The sequence below is a fragment of the Cloacibacillus sp. An23 genome, assembly GCF_002159945.1.
GTDB lineage: Bacteria > Synergistota > Synergistia > Synergistales > Synergistaceae > Caccocola.
Map to the genome: position 1 here is coordinate 147,402 of NZ_NFJQ01000001.1, position 17,376 is coordinate 164,777.

At 60.1% G+C, this 17,376-nt stretch carries 18 protein-coding genes; 10 read left to right on the forward strand and 8 right to left on the reverse strand.

Features of this window, described 5'->3' with window-relative positions; genetic code table 11:
- Positions 1-106: 106 nt before the first annotated feature.
- Entirely contained in the window at positions 107-1,369 is a 1,263-nt protein-coding gene (locus B5F39_RS00725; protein WP_087362923.1) for a class II fructose-bisphosphate aldolase, read from the forward strand.
- 385 nt (positions 1,370-1,754) lie between these two features.
- Here the strand turns inward: B5F39_RS00725 and B5F39_RS00735 are convergent, their stop codons facing one another.
- The 3 genes from B5F39_RS00735 to B5F39_RS00745 all read right to left on the reverse strand — a co-directional run bounded on the left by B5F39_RS00735 (position 1,755) and on the right by B5F39_RS00745 (position 3,176).
- Positions 1,755-2,024, reverse strand: a complete 270-nt coding sequence (locus B5F39_RS00735; protein WP_087362925.1) for a type II toxin-antitoxin system Phd/YefM family antitoxin — start codon at positions 2,022-2,024, stop codon at positions 1,755-1,757.
- Positions 2,025-2,094: 70 nt separating this feature from the next.
- Positions 2,095-2,748, reverse strand: coding sequence for a DUF6198 family protein (locus B5F39_RS00740; RefSeq protein ID WP_087362926.1), 654 nt, complete (start codon positions 2,746-2,748; stop codon positions 2,095-2,097).
- Positions 2,745-3,176, reverse strand: a complete 432-nt coding sequence (locus B5F39_RS00745; RefSeq protein ID WP_204245001.1) for a MarR family transcriptional regulator — start codon at positions 3,174-3,176, stop codon at positions 2,745-2,747. Before B5F39_RS00745 ends, B5F39_RS00740 begins: the two co-directional genes overlap by 4 nt.
- Positions 3,177-3,363: 187 nt before the next feature.
- On the opposite strand from B5F39_RS00745, the gene B5F39_RS00750 reads away from it, so the two are divergent.
- The 5 genes from B5F39_RS00750 (at position 3,364) to B5F39_RS00770 (ending at position 7,597) form a co-directional block, all read left to right on the forward strand.
- On the forward strand, positions 3,364-3,594 hold the full coding sequence (locus B5F39_RS00750; RefSeq protein ID WP_087362927.1) for a hypothetical protein: 231 nt from the start codon (positions 3,364-3,366) through the stop codon (positions 3,592-3,594).
- Positions 3,595-3,939: 345 nt separating this feature from the next.
- Positions 3,940-4,728 (forward strand): amino acid ABC transporter ATP-binding protein, encoded by a 789-nt coding sequence (locus tag B5F39_RS00755; RefSeq protein WP_087362928.1) that lies wholly within the window; start codon positions 3,940-3,942, stop codon positions 4,726-4,728.
- Complete coding sequence (locus B5F39_RS00760) at positions 4,728-6,323, forward strand: ABC transporter substrate-binding protein/permease (RefSeq protein ID WP_087363149.1); 1,596 nt, start codon at positions 4,728-4,730, stop codon at positions 6,321-6,323. Before B5F39_RS00755 ends, B5F39_RS00760 begins: the two co-directional genes overlap by 1 nt.
- Positions 6,324-6,455: 132 nt before the next feature.
- Positions 6,456-7,064: a DUF4304 domain-containing protein gene (locus B5F39_RS00765; protein ID WP_087362929.1), complete on the forward strand. Its 609-nt coding sequence runs from the start codon at positions 6,456-6,458 to the stop codon at positions 7,062-7,064.
- Between the two features lie 50 nt (positions 7,065-7,114).
- A complete protein-coding gene (locus tag B5F39_RS00770; RefSeq protein ID WP_143330605.1) occupies positions 7,115-7,597 on the forward strand; it encodes a hypothetical protein in 483 nt (160 codons plus the stop codon).
- A gap of 3 nt (positions 7,598-7,600) precedes the next feature.
- Here B5F39_RS00770 and B5F39_RS00775 read toward each other — a convergent pair whose 3' ends face one another.
- The 3 genes from B5F39_RS00775 to B5F39_RS00785 are packed head-to-tail and all read right to left on the reverse strand — an operon-like array spanning position 7,601 to position 13,025.
- A complete protein-coding gene (locus B5F39_RS00775) occupies positions 7,601-9,904 on the reverse strand; it encodes an ATP-dependent RecD-like DNA helicase (protein ID WP_204245002.1) in 2,304 nt (767 codons plus the stop codon).
- 9 nt (positions 9,905-9,913) lie between these two features.
- The gene (locus tag B5F39_RS00780) at positions 9,914-11,539 is read right to left on the reverse strand and encodes an amidohydrolase (protein WP_087362931.1); all 1,626 of its coding nucleotides are present in this window, start codon (positions 11,537-11,539) and stop codon (positions 9,914-9,916) included.
- A gap of 25 nt (positions 11,540-11,564) precedes the next feature.
- Entirely contained in the window at positions 11,565-13,025 is a 1,461-nt protein-coding gene (locus B5F39_RS00785) for a leucyl aminopeptidase (RefSeq protein ID WP_087362932.1), read from the reverse strand.
- A 244-nt stretch (positions 13,026-13,269) separates the two neighbouring features.
- Between B5F39_RS00785 and B5F39_RS00790 the strand changes: the two genes are divergently transcribed.
- A complete protein-coding gene (locus B5F39_RS00790; protein WP_087362933.1) occupies positions 13,270-14,253 on the forward strand; it encodes a potassium channel family protein in 984 nt (327 codons plus the stop codon).
- 47 nt (positions 14,254-14,300) lie between these two features.
- Here the strand turns inward: B5F39_RS00790 and B5F39_RS00795 are convergent, their stop codons facing one another.
- Both B5F39_RS00795 and B5F39_RS00800 read right to left on the reverse strand, forming a co-directional pair.
- A complete protein-coding gene (locus B5F39_RS00795) occupies positions 14,301-14,762 on the reverse strand; it encodes a hypothetical protein (RefSeq protein ID WP_143330606.1) in 462 nt (153 codons plus the stop codon).
- A gap of 12 nt (positions 14,763-14,774) precedes the next feature.
- Entirely contained in the window at positions 14,775-15,398 is a 624-nt protein-coding gene (locus B5F39_RS00800; RefSeq protein ID WP_158095882.1) for an alanine racemase, read from the reverse strand.
- 119 nt (positions 15,399-15,517) lie between these two features.
- On the opposite strand from B5F39_RS00800, the gene B5F39_RS00805 reads away from it, so the two are divergent.
- The 3 genes from B5F39_RS00805 (at position 15,518) to B5F39_RS14355 (ending at position 17,361) form a co-directional block, all read left to right on the forward strand.
- On the forward strand, positions 15,518-16,519 hold the full coding sequence (locus B5F39_RS00805; protein ID WP_087362936.1) for a threonine/serine dehydratase: 1,002 nt from the start codon (positions 15,518-15,520) through the stop codon (positions 16,517-16,519).
- An 83-nt stretch (positions 16,520-16,602) separates the two neighbouring features.
- Positions 16,603-17,160: a methyltransferase domain-containing protein gene (locus tag B5F39_RS00810; RefSeq protein WP_162608293.1), complete on the forward strand. Its 558-nt coding sequence runs from the start codon at positions 16,603-16,605 to the stop codon at positions 17,158-17,160.
- A gap of 63 nt (positions 17,161-17,223) precedes the next feature.
- Positions 17,224-17,361 carry a hypothetical protein gene (locus tag B5F39_RS14355; RefSeq protein ID WP_162608294.1) on the forward strand — a complete coding sequence of 46 codons (138 nt, stop codon included), beginning with the start codon at positions 17,224-17,226 and terminating at the stop codon, positions 17,359-17,361.
- The last annotated feature ends 15 nt before the right edge of the window (positions 17,362-17,376 follow it).

The following is a 17,376-nucleotide window of genomic DNA, read 5'->3' on the forward strand; positions in this document are numbered from 1 at the left end:
CCGGGATGGCTCCGCCGCCCCTCAGATTTTCTTTGCAATATCCATGTCTAAGGGCTAAAATAATCGGTACGGACATAAATACAAAAAACATCAGGAGGAGATTCCAATGGATGTAAAGAGTAAAGCCTACCAGGAACTTCTGAAAAAACGCCCGCTCAACGTACAGGCGCGCTTCGCGAACGACGAAATGGGACTCGTCAGCGGACGCGACATCGCGGCGGCGGCGAAGAAGTGCGACTCCATCGTGCTCGCGGCCAACGCGCGTCATCCGCTCGTCGTAAAGGGCGTGCTCCGCGCGGCGAAGAAGAAAAACGCGGCCGTCCTCATCGAGCTCGCGAAATCGGAATCGACCTACTGCGGCTCCACATACGACAACCTCGCCGACTACGCGCTGAAATACTCGGCGGAGCTGGGGCACGGCGCAGTCTTCGGACTCCACGTCGACCACTACGCGATAAAGAGCGAAGCCGACGTCCTCAAAGGCGTGGGACACCTCACGAAGATACTCAACAGCGGATTCACCTCCGTCGCCATCGACGCCTCGCACCTCGACGACTACGACAACTTCGCGGCAACCCGCGCGCTCGCCGGATGGCTGCCGCCGGAACTCGGCCTCGAAGTCGAAGTCGGAGAGATAAAGGGCCCGGGCGAGCTCTCGACCGTCGAAGAAGCCACCTACTATATCGGCGGCCTCAACGCGTGGCAGATATTCCCGGACTACCTCGCCATCTCCAACGGAAGCCTCCACGGCACATACGACCCGACGGCAGGACAGATGGAGGGCATCGACCTCAAGCGCACAAAAGAAATAGCCGACGCGATAGCCCCCTACGGCGTCGCGATAGCGCAGCACGGCATCTCCGGCACGCCGCTCGACAAGGTCTCGACTTTCCGCAAGTACGGCATACGCAAGGGCAACGTCGCGACGCTCTTCCAGAACGTCTACTTCGGCATCAAGATGGATCCGGACACCGGCAACGCTATAACGGAAGGCGGCACCTACACTAAGGAAGCCGACCGCGGCATCTCCGTCGGGCTCTGGGAGAAGATAGTCGCCGCCGCCGACGAAAAAGGCATGAGCCGCAAGAGCGGGGACTACAAAAAACTTAACCTGCCATTCTGCGACATGATCCTCGCAGAGCCGCAGCCGATAATCGACAGGATCGTCGACGAGATGGAGTGGTGGGCGGAGCGCTTCATCACGGCCTTCGGGGCCGAAGGCACGGCGGACGCCGTAGCCGAGATAATGTCCGAGCGCCCCGACCAGAACGCCGCGCCGGACCGCAAAGTCCTCTGCGAGCGCAAAGATTTCAGAAAAGACAACGCACCCGGCAAAGGCGGCAACGACGGCAAAAACTACGACGACTAAGTAAAAACAGAGAAAATACAGCAAACACGCAAAAGCCCCGGGCCGTAAGGTCCGGGGCTTCCTTTGTGCGGCGCGGCATCAAGCCGAAGCGTTTTTGAACAATTTCGGGTAATCTGCTGCTCCGTGCGCGATGTGGTAAATCACAACTGCTTCGCCAATCAGTCGGTAAAAAACCATATACTTGCCGGCGATGACGAAACGGCAGCCGCCGGCACGAAGTTGTTCGTCACGCGTAGGATGTCCCGAAAGCGGATAACGCGCGAGGCGTTCTACGGATTCATATATCCTGTCCGTAATTCCGCGCGCTGACAGCGGGCCGGACAACGCGAGATGAACGCGCGCGGTTTCCTCCAGTTCCGCCTGCGCCGGCGGAAGTATCTCGACGCTATAAATCTTCGCCATAAATCGCTTCGAGCCTGCGGCGCGATTCGTCAACGGAAAGCGTGGGTTGGCCGGATATACGTGACAGTTCTGCGGCGGCGAGTTTCGAACGCAGCTTCAAAATCTCTTCTCTTCGCTCAAAAGCCTCTATACTCATAACGACAAGATCTCCCTCGCCGTTTTTCGTAATATATATCGGTTCGTCTTCCGAGTGAGCCAGATCCGAAATGGACGTGTAATCGTTACGCAGCGCAGTCGAAGGTTTTATAATCATTAGAAATTCACCGCCTTTGATATTATTAGCAGTATTCTGACATAATTATATCACTAAAAGCGTGCGTCGTTTACGACAAAAACCTCTTCGACAGCGGCACGACGAACCTGTTCGCGGCCTTCACAGTCAGTCCGACGCAGAGCGCGGCGGCGAGCGTCCCCTCTCGGACGCCCTCGGCGTGCCCCATCACCGAAAACGACAGTACGAGCGCCGTCGTCACGAGCGTCGCGTCGAAGATTATCTTCATGCGGGGAAAGCTGACGTGCAGCACGCGGCAGACGGCGACGACTACGCCCTCTCCGGCGAGAGGCACAGCTCCCGACGCCACGGCGAAGGCCACGCCCGTGCCGACGAGCAGTATCCCGGCCGCGACGAGCAGCCAGAGCTGCCAGTAGGCAGAGCAGTCCACCCAGCCGAGCGCCCACATGCCCGCGTCGATCATGTAGCCGAACATTATCCCTATGGGGAGCTGCGCGAGCTGCACAGGCTCGAAGCGTTTCCGCAGAAGCGCGATCTGTATCACGATAAAGACGCAGTGCATCGCTATCGTCGCCTGTCCCAGCGTGAGAGGCGAGAAAAGGCTTACGACGTAAGGCAGGCTGGATATCGGGGACGTGCCGAGCTTCGCCTTGACCGAAAAGCCGATGCCGAGCGCCATAAGCGCGAGGCCGAAGCACAGCAGTATATAGCGTTTAAGCAAAATCGCGGCGTTCCGGCAGGTCATCTTCTCTCGCCCTCCGCGGAGGACACGGCGTCGCGCACCGACGCCAGCATCTCTTTCAGCCTTTCTTCCGCGCCGTCAGGCAGCCGCGACGCGGCGCGGCGGTCAAGCCCGCGCGCCGCATCGTCCATCCTGCGGGCCGCCTCAGCCCCCGCGGCTGTGAGCGACACGTAGAGCGAGCGCCTGTTGCCCTCTTTGCGGCGCCGCGCGATAAGCCCCGCCTCCTCCATGCGAAGCAGGATGCCGCCCGCCGTCGCCTGTTCTATCTCGCAGTCGGCGGCGAGGGTCTTCTGATCGCTCTCTCCGTTTTTCATAAGAAATTCCAAAATTTTCGGCTGTCCCGGCGTGAGGCCGAGCTTAGCCCCTTCGGCGAGCATCGCGCGCCTCATAGCGCCGTGCGCCTTCATCAAAAGATAATGCAGCGATTCCATGAAAACCTCCAAACACTAAGCATACTTAATATAACGATGCTTAATTATATGCGCGGCGACCGCGATGTCAAGATTCGCCGCGGACGCGCCGCGGGCAAAAGACGCGCGCACTTTGCTATAATAGCCGTGTAGTTCCGCCGGTATCGGACATTTTCGGCGCGTTCGCGCGCGAAAGGAGATGGCGCAGATGAGCCGCGCATTCATAAAAGAGGACGACGGCGAACGCGGAAACGCCGTCGCAGACATCCAGTTCCGCGAGGCTAAGGTCGAGTGGCTGCGCATACAGCAGAAGAAGCTCGACACTCTGCTCAACGACCCGAAATCGAAGAAGATAAAGCCGGAGACGCTGGAGCGATGGATAAAGGAGACCGAGGCCGACATCGAAAAGACGAAGCGCGAGCTCGGCTACGAGGAATGAACCGGGAGGCCGCGGCTCGTTCCGCGGCCTTTACGTTTCCTTTCTGTAAAACTATACAACAACTCCTTGCATTCCAACCGTAAAACCATTACACTAACGGCGTTTATGTCGTTACACGGAAGGGACGTGAGACGAAAATTGAAAAAAAACACTGGTGTCTGGTGTGACAGACACGGAGCGAAACTCCACACCACGCTCGAGCCGCGCCGCACGCATACGGCGGGGCGTTTCATTCCCGCATATACGGCGGCGCTTCCCGCCCACATCATATGCGGCGAATGCCTTCGGATATGACCTCCCTGCGGAATTTTTTCAAAAACGAAAAAATCTCAAGGGGGTAAATATATGAACACCGTCAACAAACCGCTAATCGTTATAGAACACCTCTGCAAAAGCTACGAGGACGGCGTCGTCCTCAAGGACGTCAGCTTCACCATACGCGAGGGCGACCTCGCCACAGTCATAGGGCCTTCCGGCTGCGGCAAGTCCACCTTCCTGCGCTGCATCAACTGCCTCGAGCTCATGGACTCCGGCTCCGTCACGGTCGCCGGCGTCACTGTGTCGCGCAGGCCCGGCGAAAGGCCGACTCCCGAACTGCTCCAGAAGGTCCATGAGCTGCGCACCGAGGTCGGCATGGTCTTCCAGAGCTACAACCTTTTCCCCAACAAGGACCTCCTGCACAACATCATGCTCGCGCCGATGGTCGTGAAGAAGATGAAGGAAGAAGAGGCTCGCGAGCTCGGCATGAAAATGCTCGAAAAGGTCGGCCTCGAGGGCTACGCCAACAGATACCCGTCGACGCTCTCCGGCGGTCAGAGCCAGCGCGCCGCGATAGCCCGCGCGCTCGCGATGAACCCGCGCGTCATGCTGTACGACGAGCCGACGTCGGCGCTCGACCCGGAGCTCGTCGGCGAAGTCCTCCACGTTATGAAGGACCTCGACGCGGAAGGCATGACGCAGATAATCGTCACGCACGAGATGAAATTCGCCAAAGACGCCTCCGACTACATCATATTCATGGACAAGGGAGAGATCGTCGAGTACGAGGACGGGGACATACTCTTCGCCAACCCGAAGAACGAACGCACCCGCGCCTTCCTCCGCCACTTTGTAAACGCAGGGGTGACATGCTGATGAAAAAGCTTATTGCAATTTTCGCTCTTATATTTACGCTCTGCGCGCCCGCCGCGCTTCTCGCTGAAGAAGCCGCGTCTCCCGCGCCGGAAGCCGCGGCCGCTCCCGAGGGCGCGAAAATACTGCGCTGGGGCGGCGACTCCGAGGGCGGCTTCCCATATATGTTCCCAGACCCGACGGACCCCAAGAAGCTCATCGGCTTCGAAGTGGACATCGTAGAGGCGCTCGCCAAAGAGATGGGACGCACGCCCGTCTACGTCAACAACGCATGGGACAACCTCATCCCAGGCCTCGACCGCAACCTCTACGACATCGCGATAAACGGCCTCGAAGTGACGCCGGAGCACGAGGGCGAGGTAAACTTCTCCATCCCGTATTACAAGACTTTCCTCCAGCTTGCCGTGCGCCGCGAGGACAACTCCATAAACGGCCTGCAGGACCTCAAGGGCAAGGTCGCCGGCACGCTGAAAGAAAGCTACGCCCAGATGGTGCTCGAAGAAGTCCCCGGCGTCGAGATACGCACCTACATCGTCGAGGCCAACACCTACGAAGACCTCGCGAACGGACGCCTCGACGCGGCGCTCTTCGACCAGCCGATAGCGCTCTACTCCGCCGGCTTCAACCCCGAAATAAAATTCGTCGGCCCGCCCATCGGCGAAATAATCTACGCGATAGCCATGCGCAAAGGCGACAAAGAGCTGACGAGCGAAGTCAACCGCGCTCTGGTCGCGCTGCGCGACAAAGGGATACTGCGCGAGATATACGACCGCTGGAACCTCTGGACGCCCGTCATGGCGGAAGAGTTCAACGACTACGACCCACCGAAAGTCGAGCCGGTACGCTACAACGAATGGGCGGAGGCTCACCGCCCGCAGCTCACGTTCCAAAAGCGGCTTGAAAGATACTGGGAGGCGGCCCCGCTCTTCGCGCGCGGCGCCGTCGTAACGATAGAAGTCTCTCTCGTCGCGATGGCGATAGCGATAGCGCTCGGCCTCTGCCTCGCAGTCACGCGCGTATTCGCGCCGAAGTGGGCCGCCGCTCTCGCGACCGCCTATGTCGAGATAGTGCGCGGAACGCCGGTGCTGATACAGCTCTTCTTCATCTTCTACGGGCTGCCCTCGGTCGGCATCAAGCTCTCGCCATTCTGGGCCGGAGCGATAGGGCTCGGCCTCAACTACGCGGCCTACGAAGCAGAGGTCTACAGAACGGGCCTATTCGCGATACCGCGCACTCAGTGGGAGGCCGCGCTCGCGCTCGGCATGACGCGCTGGCAGGCGATGCGCGAAGTCATACTTCCGCAGGCCATCCGCGTCGTAATCCCGCCGATAAACAACGACTTCATATCGCTGCTGAAGGACTCCTCGCTCGTCTCCATCATCACGATGGTAGACCTCACGAAAGTCTACGGACAGGTCTCAGCTACCTACTACGACTACTTCGGCCCGGGAATCCTAGTCGCGATAATCTACCTGCTCATCGGCCTGCCCTTCGTGCGCTTCGCGCGCTACACGGAAAAACGCCTGGCCGCCTCAGAAAAGGACGGACTCGAAGGCCGCAGGGAAAACATCTACAGAAGCAGCACGAGATATTTCTAAAAACAGCTCGTACACGGCGCGCCCTTTCGTTTATGGAAGGGCGCGTTTTTATAAGCAGGCTTGGATTTCAGCGCAAAGGCGGAAACAGGCGAATCAGTCGAATTTCCATTCCAGGAACAAAGCGGAGGCCGCATGAAAATATTAAACGATGTTAAAATTCAGATAACCGAGTACGGATATAAGAAACACGGTAATTCTTTCTGGAAAACGGAAAACGGCTTTTACAAACTGATAAATTTTCAGACGGGCGCGTACGGAGATTACTTTTTCATAAACGTCGCGCTGCACCCAGACGGCATGCCGGTGTTGTCGCAGCGTTGCGAAACGACGAAAAAGCCGAAAGAGAGCCAATGCGCGTTCAGATGGCGGATCGAACAGATTGCGGGCTGCGCAGCGGTTTTTCGCGGCCAAATTGGTTTTCCGCAGGACGCGGACACCGCTAAAAGGCTGATTGCCGCCGTCATGCCCGAAATAGAATCATGGCTGGATAAACGCGGCTCGTATCAAGCAGTCCTGTCCGCCGATTTTGACGAGCTGTCGCGGTCGTTTTCAGCCGTTCCCATACTTTGGATGAAAGAGTTCTTGCTGCTGAAAAGCTACTGCGCCTTTATGAGGGGGGACGAGATAAACGCCGCGCGATATTTTTCCGCATATCTTAAAGAAAACCGAGACATGGATTTTTCATATGCAGACAATTATATGAAAGAGCTTTTAAGCTCGCGCGCGCCTTCTTGCGCTTGACGGAGAATCGAGGAAAAACGCCGGTGGATACGAAAATCTCTTTTTCTGAAATGGATAATATTTTAAGCTCTCGTCAAGCGGGCCCGTTCCTCAGCCGCCTTGAAGAATACGAGGATAACGAACTCCGCATCGTTATAATGGGCGCAAAAACAGTAGAGCACGCGGACTCGGACGCGTCAAGCGACGAGGGCGAGAAAGGAATTTTAGCGCGGATATTGTCTCAATGCCGCCAGATCGCCCCCGATTGCTCGCTCTCATTTGAAATTGTATTCGAGGACTATATCATCTACCAAGTACGCAGAGAATCGTTCTGTTCTTACGACCCGGAAGAAATTCGTTCCGGTAAATTTTTAATCGTATTCGAAAAATCAAAACTGCTCGACTATCTTACGGTCTCTACGGACGCGTGCAGGCTCGACGACGGAAGTTTCTATCCGGCGGAATGGAAGCATTACGGCATATATACGCAGAACCACGTTATAGACGTAGTTTCCCAGTGCGAGCCGAAGGTGCTGCGGCTTACGCAGGACTGAGCCTTATCTTTCGCCGCGCAGCCGCTGCGCGAGACGCGTGTATCTTTTTTTAGTCCTGTCGTTCGCTACGGCTATGCGCAGCGCCTTTTTCGTGCCGACTATGACGACGAGCTTCTTGCCGCGAGTTATCGCGGTGTACAGCAGATTGCGCTGGAGCATGACGTAGTGCTGCGTCAGAAGCGGGATGACGACTGCGGGATATTCCGAGCCCTGCGATTTGTGTATCGAGACGGCGTAGGCGTGGACGAGTTCGTCAAGCTCCGTGAAGTCGTATTCGACGACGCCGGCGTCCATTTTTACTGTGATGCGGGAGTTTTCGCCGTCTATCGAGAGTATCGTGCCGATGTCGCCGTTGTATACGTCCTTGTCGTAATTGTTCTTGATCTGCATGACTTTGTCGCCGGCGCGGAATACGCGGTCGAGGCGCTGCACGCGCGCGCCGCCGCCCGTGTTTAGAAGCTTTTCGAGCTCCGCGTTGAGGCGTCTGGTTCCCGCGACGCCGCTGTGCATCGGGCAGAGCACCTGAATTTCGTTCACCGGGTCGAATTTGAAGCGGCGCGGTATGCTTTCGGTGACAAGCTTCTTTATCGTCGCGAGTACCCTCTCGTCGAAGCGTTTCTTGTATTCTTCGTCGGAGAGCCCCTCGGCCGCGACCTTCGGCTCGATGAAGTAGAAGTCGGAGAGCGCGCCGTCCTCCGGCTCGAGAGGCATCTCGCCCCGGTTGACGCGGTGGGCGTTGGTGATTATGCGGCTTTCGCCGCTCTGACGGAATATCTCGTTGAGCATGACGACGGGGCATACGCCGGAATCTATGACGTCCTTGAGCACGTTGCCCGGCGAGACTGACGGAAGCTGATTAACGTCGCCGACGAATATGAGCGACGCTCCGCGCGGAACGGCCTTAAGCAGGTGATGGAATAGTATCTGGTCTATCATCGAGGCTTCGTCTACGATTAGCAGGTCGCATTCGAGCTTGTTTTCCTCGTTGCGCATGAAGCAGCCGCCGAAGGACGAGGCCGCGCGCTGCGCCTGGTCTTCGCCGAAGGAGCCGCCGCTCGAGTATTCGAGCAGCCTGTGTATCGTCCGCGCCTCATGTCCCGTCGCCTCCGTCATGCGCTTCGCGGCGCGCCCCGTCGGCGCGGCGAGCATCACGCGGTAGCCGCCCTCTTCGCGCAGGCGAAGGACGGCGCGGATTATCGTCGTCTTTCCAGTGCCGGGGCCGCCAGTTATGACCATGACTTTGGAGTTGACGGCGCGCGTTATCGCCTCGCGCTGCGCCTCTGCGAATGTTATGCCCATTTCGCGCTCGAGCCACGGAAGAGCGGCGGCGCAGTCCACGCTTTTGCTGTTGTAGGGCTCGTCGGCTATCATCCGCAGGTTCTTCGCGGAGTGCGTCTCGGCGTAGTGGAAGGCGGGAAGGTAGACGGCGCTCTCTTCTTCGCCTTCTTTTTCCGATATGCCCTCTACGACGACGTTTCCGCCCATGCGCGCCTGTTCGATGCCTTCTGCTGCCGTCTCTTCGGCGACGCCGAGCTTTTCCGCGGCGAGCGACGCGAGCACGCGGCGCGGCACGTAGACGTGCCCTTCGCCGGTCAGGTCGTTGAGGACGCTGTGGACGCCGGCCGCTATCCTGTACGGAGAGTCGTGCGGGACGCCGAGCTTCTGCGCTATCGCGTCGGCTGTGGCGAAGCCTATGCCCGGCACTTCGAGCGCTATCTGGTACGGGTTGGCCTTCATCACGTCGATGGAGGCGAGGCCGTATTTTCTGAATATGCGCATGACGTAGCCGGCGCCGACGCCGTGTCCCTGGAGGAATATCATGACTTCGCGGACTTCTCGCTGCTCGCGCCACGACTGACCCGCCGCCTCGGCTTTGGCGAGGCTGACGCCCTTGACTTCGGCGAGGCGCATAGGCTCTTCGTCGAGTATCCTCGCCGTGTCGGCGCCGAATTTTTCGACGATTTTGCCGGCGGTCGCCGGGCCTATGCCGCGTATGAGGCCGGAGCCGAGGAATTTTTCGAGGCCGTCCGCCGTGGAGGGCATAGCGCTGTCGCATTCGTCGAAGTGGAACTGCATCCCGTAGCGGCTGTTTTCCGTCCAGCGGCCCTTCATCGTGAGTATCTCGCCGACGGCGGGCTCTGCCAGTATCCCGACGGCTGTGACGAGGTCGGGATAGCCGCGCACGCGAAGGCGGAGAACGGTGTAGCCGTTCTCCGCGTTTCTGTAGACTATGTGCTCCGCCTGGCCATGAAGGTCTATCGTCAGGGCCGGGGATTTTATCGTTTTCTGCGAGTCTTCTCCGTTCACGCCACGCTCCTACTTTATATGGCGGATTTTGCCGTCCACTACGGTCAGTCCGGCTTCGAGCTCCGGCATGTCGTCGTCCGGCGTCTGGAACGGGTCCTCGAGGAAGGCCGTGAAGTCCGCAGCCTTGCCCGGCTCGAGCGTGCCGCGCCACGACAGCTCGCCGCAGACGCGAGCGCCGCCGCTGGTGTACATGGCGAGGGTCTCGACGCGGTCGAGCCTCTGCACCGGCATCCAGCCGTGCTCGGGCTGGTGGTCGAGGTCCTGCCGCAGTATCGCGGCGCGTATGCCGACGAACGGGTTCAGCGATTCCGTCGGAGCGTCCGAGCCGGCGCCGACCGGGATGCCGCTGTTGAGCATCGACTTCCACGCATAGCTCCAGCGAGCGCGGTCGGTGTCGAGGCGCGGCACGACTATGGGCCAGTCCGAGGTGGCGAAGGCCGGCTGTATGTCGGCCATCACGCCGAGTACGACCATGCGCGCGAATAGGTCCGGCGCGCCTATCTGGCAGTGGACTATCCTGTGGCGTATCTCCGGGTTCGCCGCGCCGCGCGCCGCCTCCACGGCGTTGAGGCAGCGCTCTATCGCTCCGTCGCCTATCGCGTAGAAGGCGACCTGCATTCCGGCCTCCTGCGCGCGCCTTACGAGGCGGTTCAGCTCTTCCTGCGAGTGCGCGTAGACGCCTCTGTTGCCTGGGTCGTCGGAGTATTCCTCGCGCAGCGCCGCAGTGCGCGCGCCGAGCGTGCCGTCGACGTGTATCTTGAGCGGGCCGCAGCGGAAGAATTTTCCGCCGCGCGAGCAGCCGCCGTTCTCTATGAATTCCGAGAGTTCGTCTTCGTTGCGCAGATGCCACTGCTGCGCTATACGCATCGGCATTTTTCCGCGCGACTCGAGCGTCTCGTAGAGGTCCAGCACGCCGGCGACGCCGCCCGCCATTTCAAGGTCGTCGGTCTGCACGGAGGTGACGCCGTAGCGTATCATGCGGTCGACGGCGAGGCCGTACCAGTGCTCCAGCGTGTCGCGCGACTGTTCGGGTATGTTCATGCGCGCCCAGTTGACGGCGGCCTCGCTTATCAATCCGGTCGGCTCACCGGAGCCGTCGGTGTTCACGACTCCTCCGGAGATTTTAAAATCTCCGTCTATCTTAAGAAGTTTCAGCGCGAGGCTGTTGAGCGCGGCGATGTGCCCGCACGAACGCTCGAAGAAGAGCGGGGCCTCCGTCGATATCAGGTCGAGGTCGTGCCTGTTCGGGAAGCGGCGCTCCGCCATTTTGTTCTGGTCCCAGCCGCGCGCGAAGAACCAGCCGCCGGGCGGCAGCGCGTTCTCCGCGAGAAAATGCCGCCCCTTGCCTATCATTTCGTCGATCGAGCGCGCGCCGCTCAGGTCGAGCGTCTCAAGGCTGCGCCCGGCCGCGAGCAGATGGTTGTGCGTATCGGTTATCCCTGGAAGGACGTACTTGCCCTTCATGTCGAGGACCACCGTCTTCGCGTCGCACCTCGCGAGTATCTCCTTGTCTCCGCCGACGGCCTCGATCACCCCGCCGCGCGCGAAAAGCGCCTGCGCACGTCCGGGATGGGCCATCGGGTATATTACAGCGTTGATGAGGGCTATGGAATCGTTTCGGCTCCCGTCTGCCATTCGGGGGTGACGCTCCTTCTTTTCCTTACAGCTCTCTGATGAGCTCCGCGAGCGTCCTCATGCCGAAGCCGGTCGCTCCCTTGACATAGTAGCTGAACGGCGTCTTGGCGAAGTCCGCCGCAGCGATGTCGAGATGCACCCACGGGATTTCCTTTTCCACGAAGGCCTCGAGGAACATAGCCGCCGTTATCGCGCCGCCGTAGCGTCCGGCGCTGTTCACGAGGTCGGCGAACGGAGATTTTACGAGCTCGCGCAGATTCGGGTCGTCCATCGGAAGCTTCCAGAAGCGCTCGCCGCTCGCCGACGAGGCTTTAAGCACCTTGTCGCCGAACTCGTCGTTGTTGGTAAAGAGCCCCGCCGTGGTCGAGCCGAGCGCGACGGCGCATGCCCCGGTCAGCGTCGCTATGTCCACTATCATGTCGGGCTTGAGCTCCGAGGCGTAGCAGAGCGCGTCCGCGAGCGTGAGGCGGCCTTCAGCGTCGGTGTTGTTGACCTCTATCGTCTTGCCGTTGCGCGCGCGCAGTATGTCGTCGGGCCTGTAGGCCGAGCCGCCTGGCATATTCTCCGCGGCGGCGACGATGACGGAGACCTTCCACGGAAGCTTCATCATAGCGGCGGCGCGTATCGCTCCGAGCACCGCGCAGGCGCCGCTCTTGTCGCCTTTCATAGTGAGCATGAACTCGGACGGCTTTATGTCGAGGCCGCCGCTGTCGAAGGTCAGCCCTTTGCCTACGAGCGCTATGTGCCCCTTCGCGTTCTCCGGCTCATAGGTGAGATGTATGAAGCGCGGCGGGTTAGCCGAGCCTGAGGCCACGGCGGAGTACGCGCCCATGTTTTCGTCGGCGATGCGCTTTTCGTCCCATATTTCGCACTTGAGGCCGAGCTCGGCTGCGAGCTCCTGCGCCTTCGCGGCGAGAGCCTCAGGGTTGATCACGCAGCCCGGCTCGTTCGCCAAGTCGCGCGTCCAGCACTGGCACTCCCCGAGTATGCGTCCCTCCTCGAGCGCCTTTTCGCAGCCGTCGGCGACGACGACCTCCTCGAGCTTCACGAACCTGTCTTTTCCGTCGCGCGTAAGATACTTGTCGAAACGATACGAGGCGAGCGCGCAGCCCTCCGCGGCGGCGCGCGAGCGGTCGGCGTCGCCGGCCTTGGGCATCGTCAGAGAAAGAGCGGCGCAGCCTCTCGAGGCAGCGGCGCGCGCGGCCGAGAACGCCGCGGCGCGGACGCGCTCCGGCGTTATATCGCCGTCCGGGCCGAGCCCGGCGACGACGGCGAAGCGCACAGTCTTGTCAGCGACGGGGATTACGAGCAGCTTGCCTGCCTCGCCGCGAAAGTTCTCGTTGATCACGACGCGGCGGCAGAAGTCGCGCATCTCGCCGCGAAGCGGGTCGAGAGACACAGTCTCCGGCTCGCCCTCCGCCGCCAGCAGCGCGATCACAGGCAGCGACTCGGCGTTGAAATTCTCGTCTTGGATTTTGATGTACATTTATATTTCCTCCTGAAATGAACTCAATTTTTCGTTTGAAGATATCATATCACCAATAAAGCGGCGATGCATACATTTTTTACCCTAAGGTTCCTCCTTTTTACGAAATTTTCAGTTCGCCCGCCACGGCGCGGCGCGTTAGACTGAAAATTCTCCGCCAGTTTAATGTATAATAGAAGAGCTGAACAGATTTACCGCGGCACGCGCCGCGCACGATATCCGCGAGCCGCGCGAAAGGCAGGCGATGGACGTGAAGCTGAAGCCGTTCGTAAAAAAGCGCGCCATCTTCGTCTACGAGGTGTCGCTTCCGCTGATGGCGCTTTTTTCGCTCGTCACTCTGATAGCGCTCGGCTCGTCGTACTTCCACCCGGAGAGGCAGCCGCTTCTCATCTACGCGCTCGACCACATAATATGGTTCGTGTTCACTGCGGACCTTCTTGTGCGGCTATGCTTCGCGCGCAGCCTCAAGGGCTTCCTGACGAGCCGCCTGCCTGAGCTCGTCGCGGTCGTCCCGGTCATGCCGTTCATCGCGCTCAATTACGTCTTCGAGCGGCTCGGCTGGGACGGCGTGTCGTCGTTCTACATACAGGCCGTGTTCTTCGTCAAGTTCATCGCCTATCTCGGACGCGCCTTCACGACCCAGAGCCGCTTCTTCAAGACGAACCTCCTGCACTACGCCGGCGGCGTGACGATAATCTCGATAGTGACTGCGGCGATGTTCTTCGTCAACTCGGAAAAGAGCACCTATGAAGACGCGATATGGTGGGCCTTCGTCACGGCGAGCACGACGGGCTACGGCGACATCGTGCCGAAGAGCGACATGGGGCGCGTCACGGGCGTCTGCCTGATGATACTCGGCGTCGCATGCACGACGGCATTCACGAGCATCATAGCGGGGCGCATAATGGCGCGCAGCGGCGAGCAAAAGAAACAAAATCCGCACATCGCCGCGATACAGGGGCAGCTCGACCGCTTCATGTCGCTCACCGACGATGAGGTAGAGGATATATGCGCCGTGCTGAAGTCGCTCAAGCGCGGCGGAGAGGCTCCTGAGGAGGCGGAAGAGTCGGAAAAGCCGGAAGATTCTGCGCCTCAGACCGCGCTCGACCGCCGCTGGCAGAGCTTGGCCGCAGTCGCGCGAGTGCGTGAAAAGTTCGCCCCGTTCATACGCGCCGAGGAAGAGATGACGGAGCTTATAAAGGAAAAGAAAAAAGAGGAAGGGGACTAGAGCTATCCGCTTCCTCTTTTTATTTATTCGTCCTAAGTCGGGTATTGTCAGCGTCCGCCGTCGTCGAAAATTTTCGTCACGTACTCCGACGTTGAGGCCGCGAGCATCGCCGTGTAGTCCGGGCGGAAGCTAAGCACGTCGCCCACTTTCAAGTCGGGGCGCGCCTCTATATCCACGAGCAGGTGGTCGCTAGACGCCGTCTTAATTTTCACGCCCACGTCTAGCGGAGTCAGCCCCGCGGCGTTCACGTCCTGCCGTCCTATCGCGAGTATACCCTGGCGGCGCGTCCCCCTGTCGTGAAATACTGGGACGTTGCCGAAGGCGTCGTGTCCGACCTCGCCGACAGGCATCGTCGGCTTGCAGCGCACCTCGACGAGCTCCGCCTCTATGCGCATAGTGTCCTGCGAAAGCCCATCGATGTCTACGTTGAAGGCCATGTCGCGCCCCAGCAGCAGACATTCGCCTAATCTTAAATTGTTGATTTTCTCTGGAAGATGGCCCCGGCGCATCTGTACGAACGATCAGGTGCCGCCGCCGGAATATATGTCAAGCGGGCGTCCAAGCTCCGCTTCGAGCGCGCGCCCGCAATCGACGAGCGCGGAGAGGTTTTTCTCAGACGGCAGGACGCCGCTCGCGCACGAAAAATTAGCGCCGACGCCGGCGACCCTCAGAAATTCGCCGTCGAGCGGAGCCAATTCGCGCGCCGCCTCCGCCGCGTTCTCGTACCAGAATCCCTCGCGCAGGTCTCCCATGTCGAACATGACGACGGCGGAGATTTTTTTGCGCTTTTCCTCGCATACGCGAGCCAGCCCGGCGGTCACGCCCACGTCCGAGACCAGCACATAGTCGCAGAACTCGGCGGCCTCGTTAAGCTCCGAATACATAGGCACGCGGATAAGCGCGAACTTCGCCCGCACGCCGCCCTCCCTCATCTTACGCATATTGGCGACGCGGCTGTCCGCTATCGTCTCTATGCCCGCGGCCTCGAAAGAGCACGCGGCCTCCGCGAAGGCTGAAATCCCCTTCGACACGCCCCACGGTACGACGCCGTGAGCCGCGCAGTCGGCTACGAGCCTGCGTCCGTTTTCCTCTATCCTATCCGTCCTGACCCTGAGCAGCGGGTATCTTTCGTTCTCCCCAGCCACGCAAAACACTCCCAAACAAAATATGACCGGTGCTTATGCCGGAGCGCCCCGCGGCGCGCCGTGTTACAATTACATCGTCGGCCTAATATTATATAACAAAGGTAAAGGAGATGAACCGAATGGAGAGACTTCCAAGCGACCCCACCATAACAGATGTGATGAAGGCGTACAAATTCCTCAGAAGCCGCGTGCGCCATACTCCAGCCGAATATTCGCCCGCGCTGAGCGACAAGGCGGGCGCGCCGGTGTTCCTCAAGCTCGACAACCAGCAGATATGCGGCTCGTTCAAAGTGCGCGGCGCATTCTACAAAATGTTCTCGCTGCCAGCGGACGAGCTCGCCCGCGGCATCGTCACATGCTCGAGCGGCAACCATGCGCAGGGCGTAGCCAAGGCGGCTGCGGAACTGCGCGCCAAGGCGCGGATATACGTCCCGGACGTCTGCCCGGAGACGAAGAAGCGCGCAATACGGCGCTACGGAGGCGAGTGGGTCGAACTCGTCGTATCGAGCGGCGACTACGACTTCGCGGAGGCTGAGGCACGCGCGTTTGCGGCGGAGCGCGGCATGACGTTCATCTCCCCGTTCGAGGACCCCGACGTGATAGCCGGACAGGGGACGGCCGGCGTTGAATTCCTGACCGACGAGCCGGAGACGGAGCTGCTGCTCGTCCCGGCAGGCGGCGGAGCGCTGCTGAACGGCACGGCTATCGCGGCCGCCGCGCTCGCGCCGAAGGCCGAGGTATGGGGCGTGCAGTCCGAAGCCTCAAACCCGTGGGTAGTGTCGTGGGAGGGCGGCGTGATACGCAGCGACTTCACGCTAGCGCCCAAGACGATAGCCGACGGACTCTCCGGCGCGATACCGCAGAGTATGCTCACGCTCGCGAAGCGGCACGCCGCGGGAATCATCGAGGTCACCGAGGATGAGATAGAGGCGGCGATAGCCTTCATGCACCGCGAACACCACCAGCAGGTCGAAGGCGCGGGGGCCGTCGGCGTCGCGGCCCTGCTCGCGGGCAAAGCGCCGGTACACGGACGCAGGACCGGTGTAATAATCTCAGGCGGCAACATAGACGAGGACAAGCTGCTCCCGATACTTGAAAAATATAAAAACACGCCGTTTTAGCCAATAGACAAACTCTCTTTACCCGCGCCGCGCCTTTGTGTAGCATTTCATAAAACCGGCAGAAATATATCGGAGGCGCGGCGATGGGAGACATAAGGGAAAAAGTGATGCAGGCCTACACGGAGGCGATAACCTCCGTCTCGGACTGCTGCAGTATAAGCGACATGACCGGCGGCAACTACGACGAGCGGACTCTGCGCGAGACGCAGGTTCAGAGCTTCGGCTGCGGCGACCCTGTGCGCGCTGCGCTGCTGAAAGAGAGCGAGCGAGTGCTCGACCTCGGCAGCGGGGCCGGCATGGACCTGATACTCGCGGCGAGGAAAGTCGGCCCTTCGGGGCACGTCTACGGCCTCGACATGACGAAGGCGATGCTCGACAAGGCGCGCAAAAACATAGACAAGATGAAGCTGCGCAACGTGACGCTGCTGCGCGGATACATCGAGGACATACCGCTGCACGACGGCGGCGTGGACGTTCTGATCTCAAACTGCGTGATAAACCTCTCGCCGGACAAAGACAAGGTGTTCGCGGAGGCCTTTCGCGTCCTCACGAGCGGCGGGCGCTTCTGCGTATCGGACGTGGTGCTCAACAAGCCGGTCCCGGAAAAGCTCAAGCAGAGCCCGGCCGCGTGGTCGGGCTGAATCACCGGCGCTCTTCCGTCGGAAGAGTACGCCGCGAAGCTGCGCCGCGCCGGCTTCGAGCAGGTGAACGTCACGATAACGAAGCCGCACGAAATAAATATCGAAGTGGTCAAAAGCACGGTGAACGACCTGACCGACGAAGACATTGCCGCGATAGAGGGCGTATCGTCGAGCGCGCTGATCACAGCAATAAGGCCGTAAAAAGCGCGAAGGCCA

Bases quoted from the DNA above. Each gene is read 5' to 3' on its own strand.
- B5F39_RS00725 (WP_087362923.1), top strand. From the start codon at position 107: ATGGATGTAAAGAGTAAAGCCTACCAGGAACTTCTGAAAAAACGCCCG.
- B5F39_RS00735 (WP_087362925.1), bottom strand. From the start codon at position 2,024: ATGATTATAAAACCTTCGACTGCGCTGCGTAACGATTACACGTCCATT.
- B5F39_RS00740 (WP_087362926.1), bottom strand. From the start codon at position 2,748: ATGACCTGCCGGAACGCCGCGATTTTGCTTAAACGCTATATACTGCTG.
- B5F39_RS00745 (WP_204245001.1), bottom strand. From the start codon at position 3,176: ATGGAATCGCTGCATTATCTTTTGATGAAGGCGCACGGCGCTATGAGG.
- B5F39_RS00750 (WP_087362927.1), top strand. From the start codon at position 3,364: ATGAGCCGCGCATTCATAAAAGAGGACGACGGCGAACGCGGAAACGCC.
- B5F39_RS00755 (WP_087362928.1), top strand. From the start codon at position 3,940: ATGAACACCGTCAACAAACCGCTAATCGTTATAGAACACCTCTGCAAA.
- B5F39_RS00760 (WP_087363149.1), top strand. From the start codon at position 4,728: ATGAAAAAGCTTATTGCAATTTTCGCTCTTATATTTACGCTCTGCGCG.
- B5F39_RS00765 (WP_087362929.1), top strand. From the start codon at position 6,456: ATGAAAATATTAAACGATGTTAAAATTCAGATAACCGAGTACGGATAT.
- B5F39_RS00770 (WP_143330605.1), top strand. From the start codon at position 7,115: ATGGATAATATTTTAAGCTCTCGTCAAGCGGGCCCGTTCCTCAGCCGC.
- B5F39_RS00780 (WP_087362931.1), bottom strand. From the start codon at position 11,539: ATGGCAGACGGGAGCCGAAACGATTCCATAGCCCTCATCAACGCTGTA.
- B5F39_RS00785 (WP_087362932.1), bottom strand. From the start codon at position 13,025: ATGTACATCAAAATCCAAGACGAGAATTTCAACGCCGAGTCGCTGCCT.
- B5F39_RS00790 (WP_087362933.1), top strand. From the start codon at position 13,270: ATGGACGTGAAGCTGAAGCCGTTCGTAAAAAAGCGCGCCATCTTCGTC.
- B5F39_RS00795 (WP_143330606.1), bottom strand. From the start codon at position 14,762: ATGCGCCGGGGCCATCTTCCAGAGAAAATCAACAATTTAAGATTAGGC.
- B5F39_RS00805 (WP_087362936.1), top strand. From the start codon at position 15,518: ATGGAGAGACTTCCAAGCGACCCCACCATAACAGATGTGATGAAGGCG.
- B5F39_RS00810 (WP_162608293.1), top strand. From the start codon at position 16,603: ATGGGAGACATAAGGGAAAAAGTGATGCAGGCCTACACGGAGGCGATA.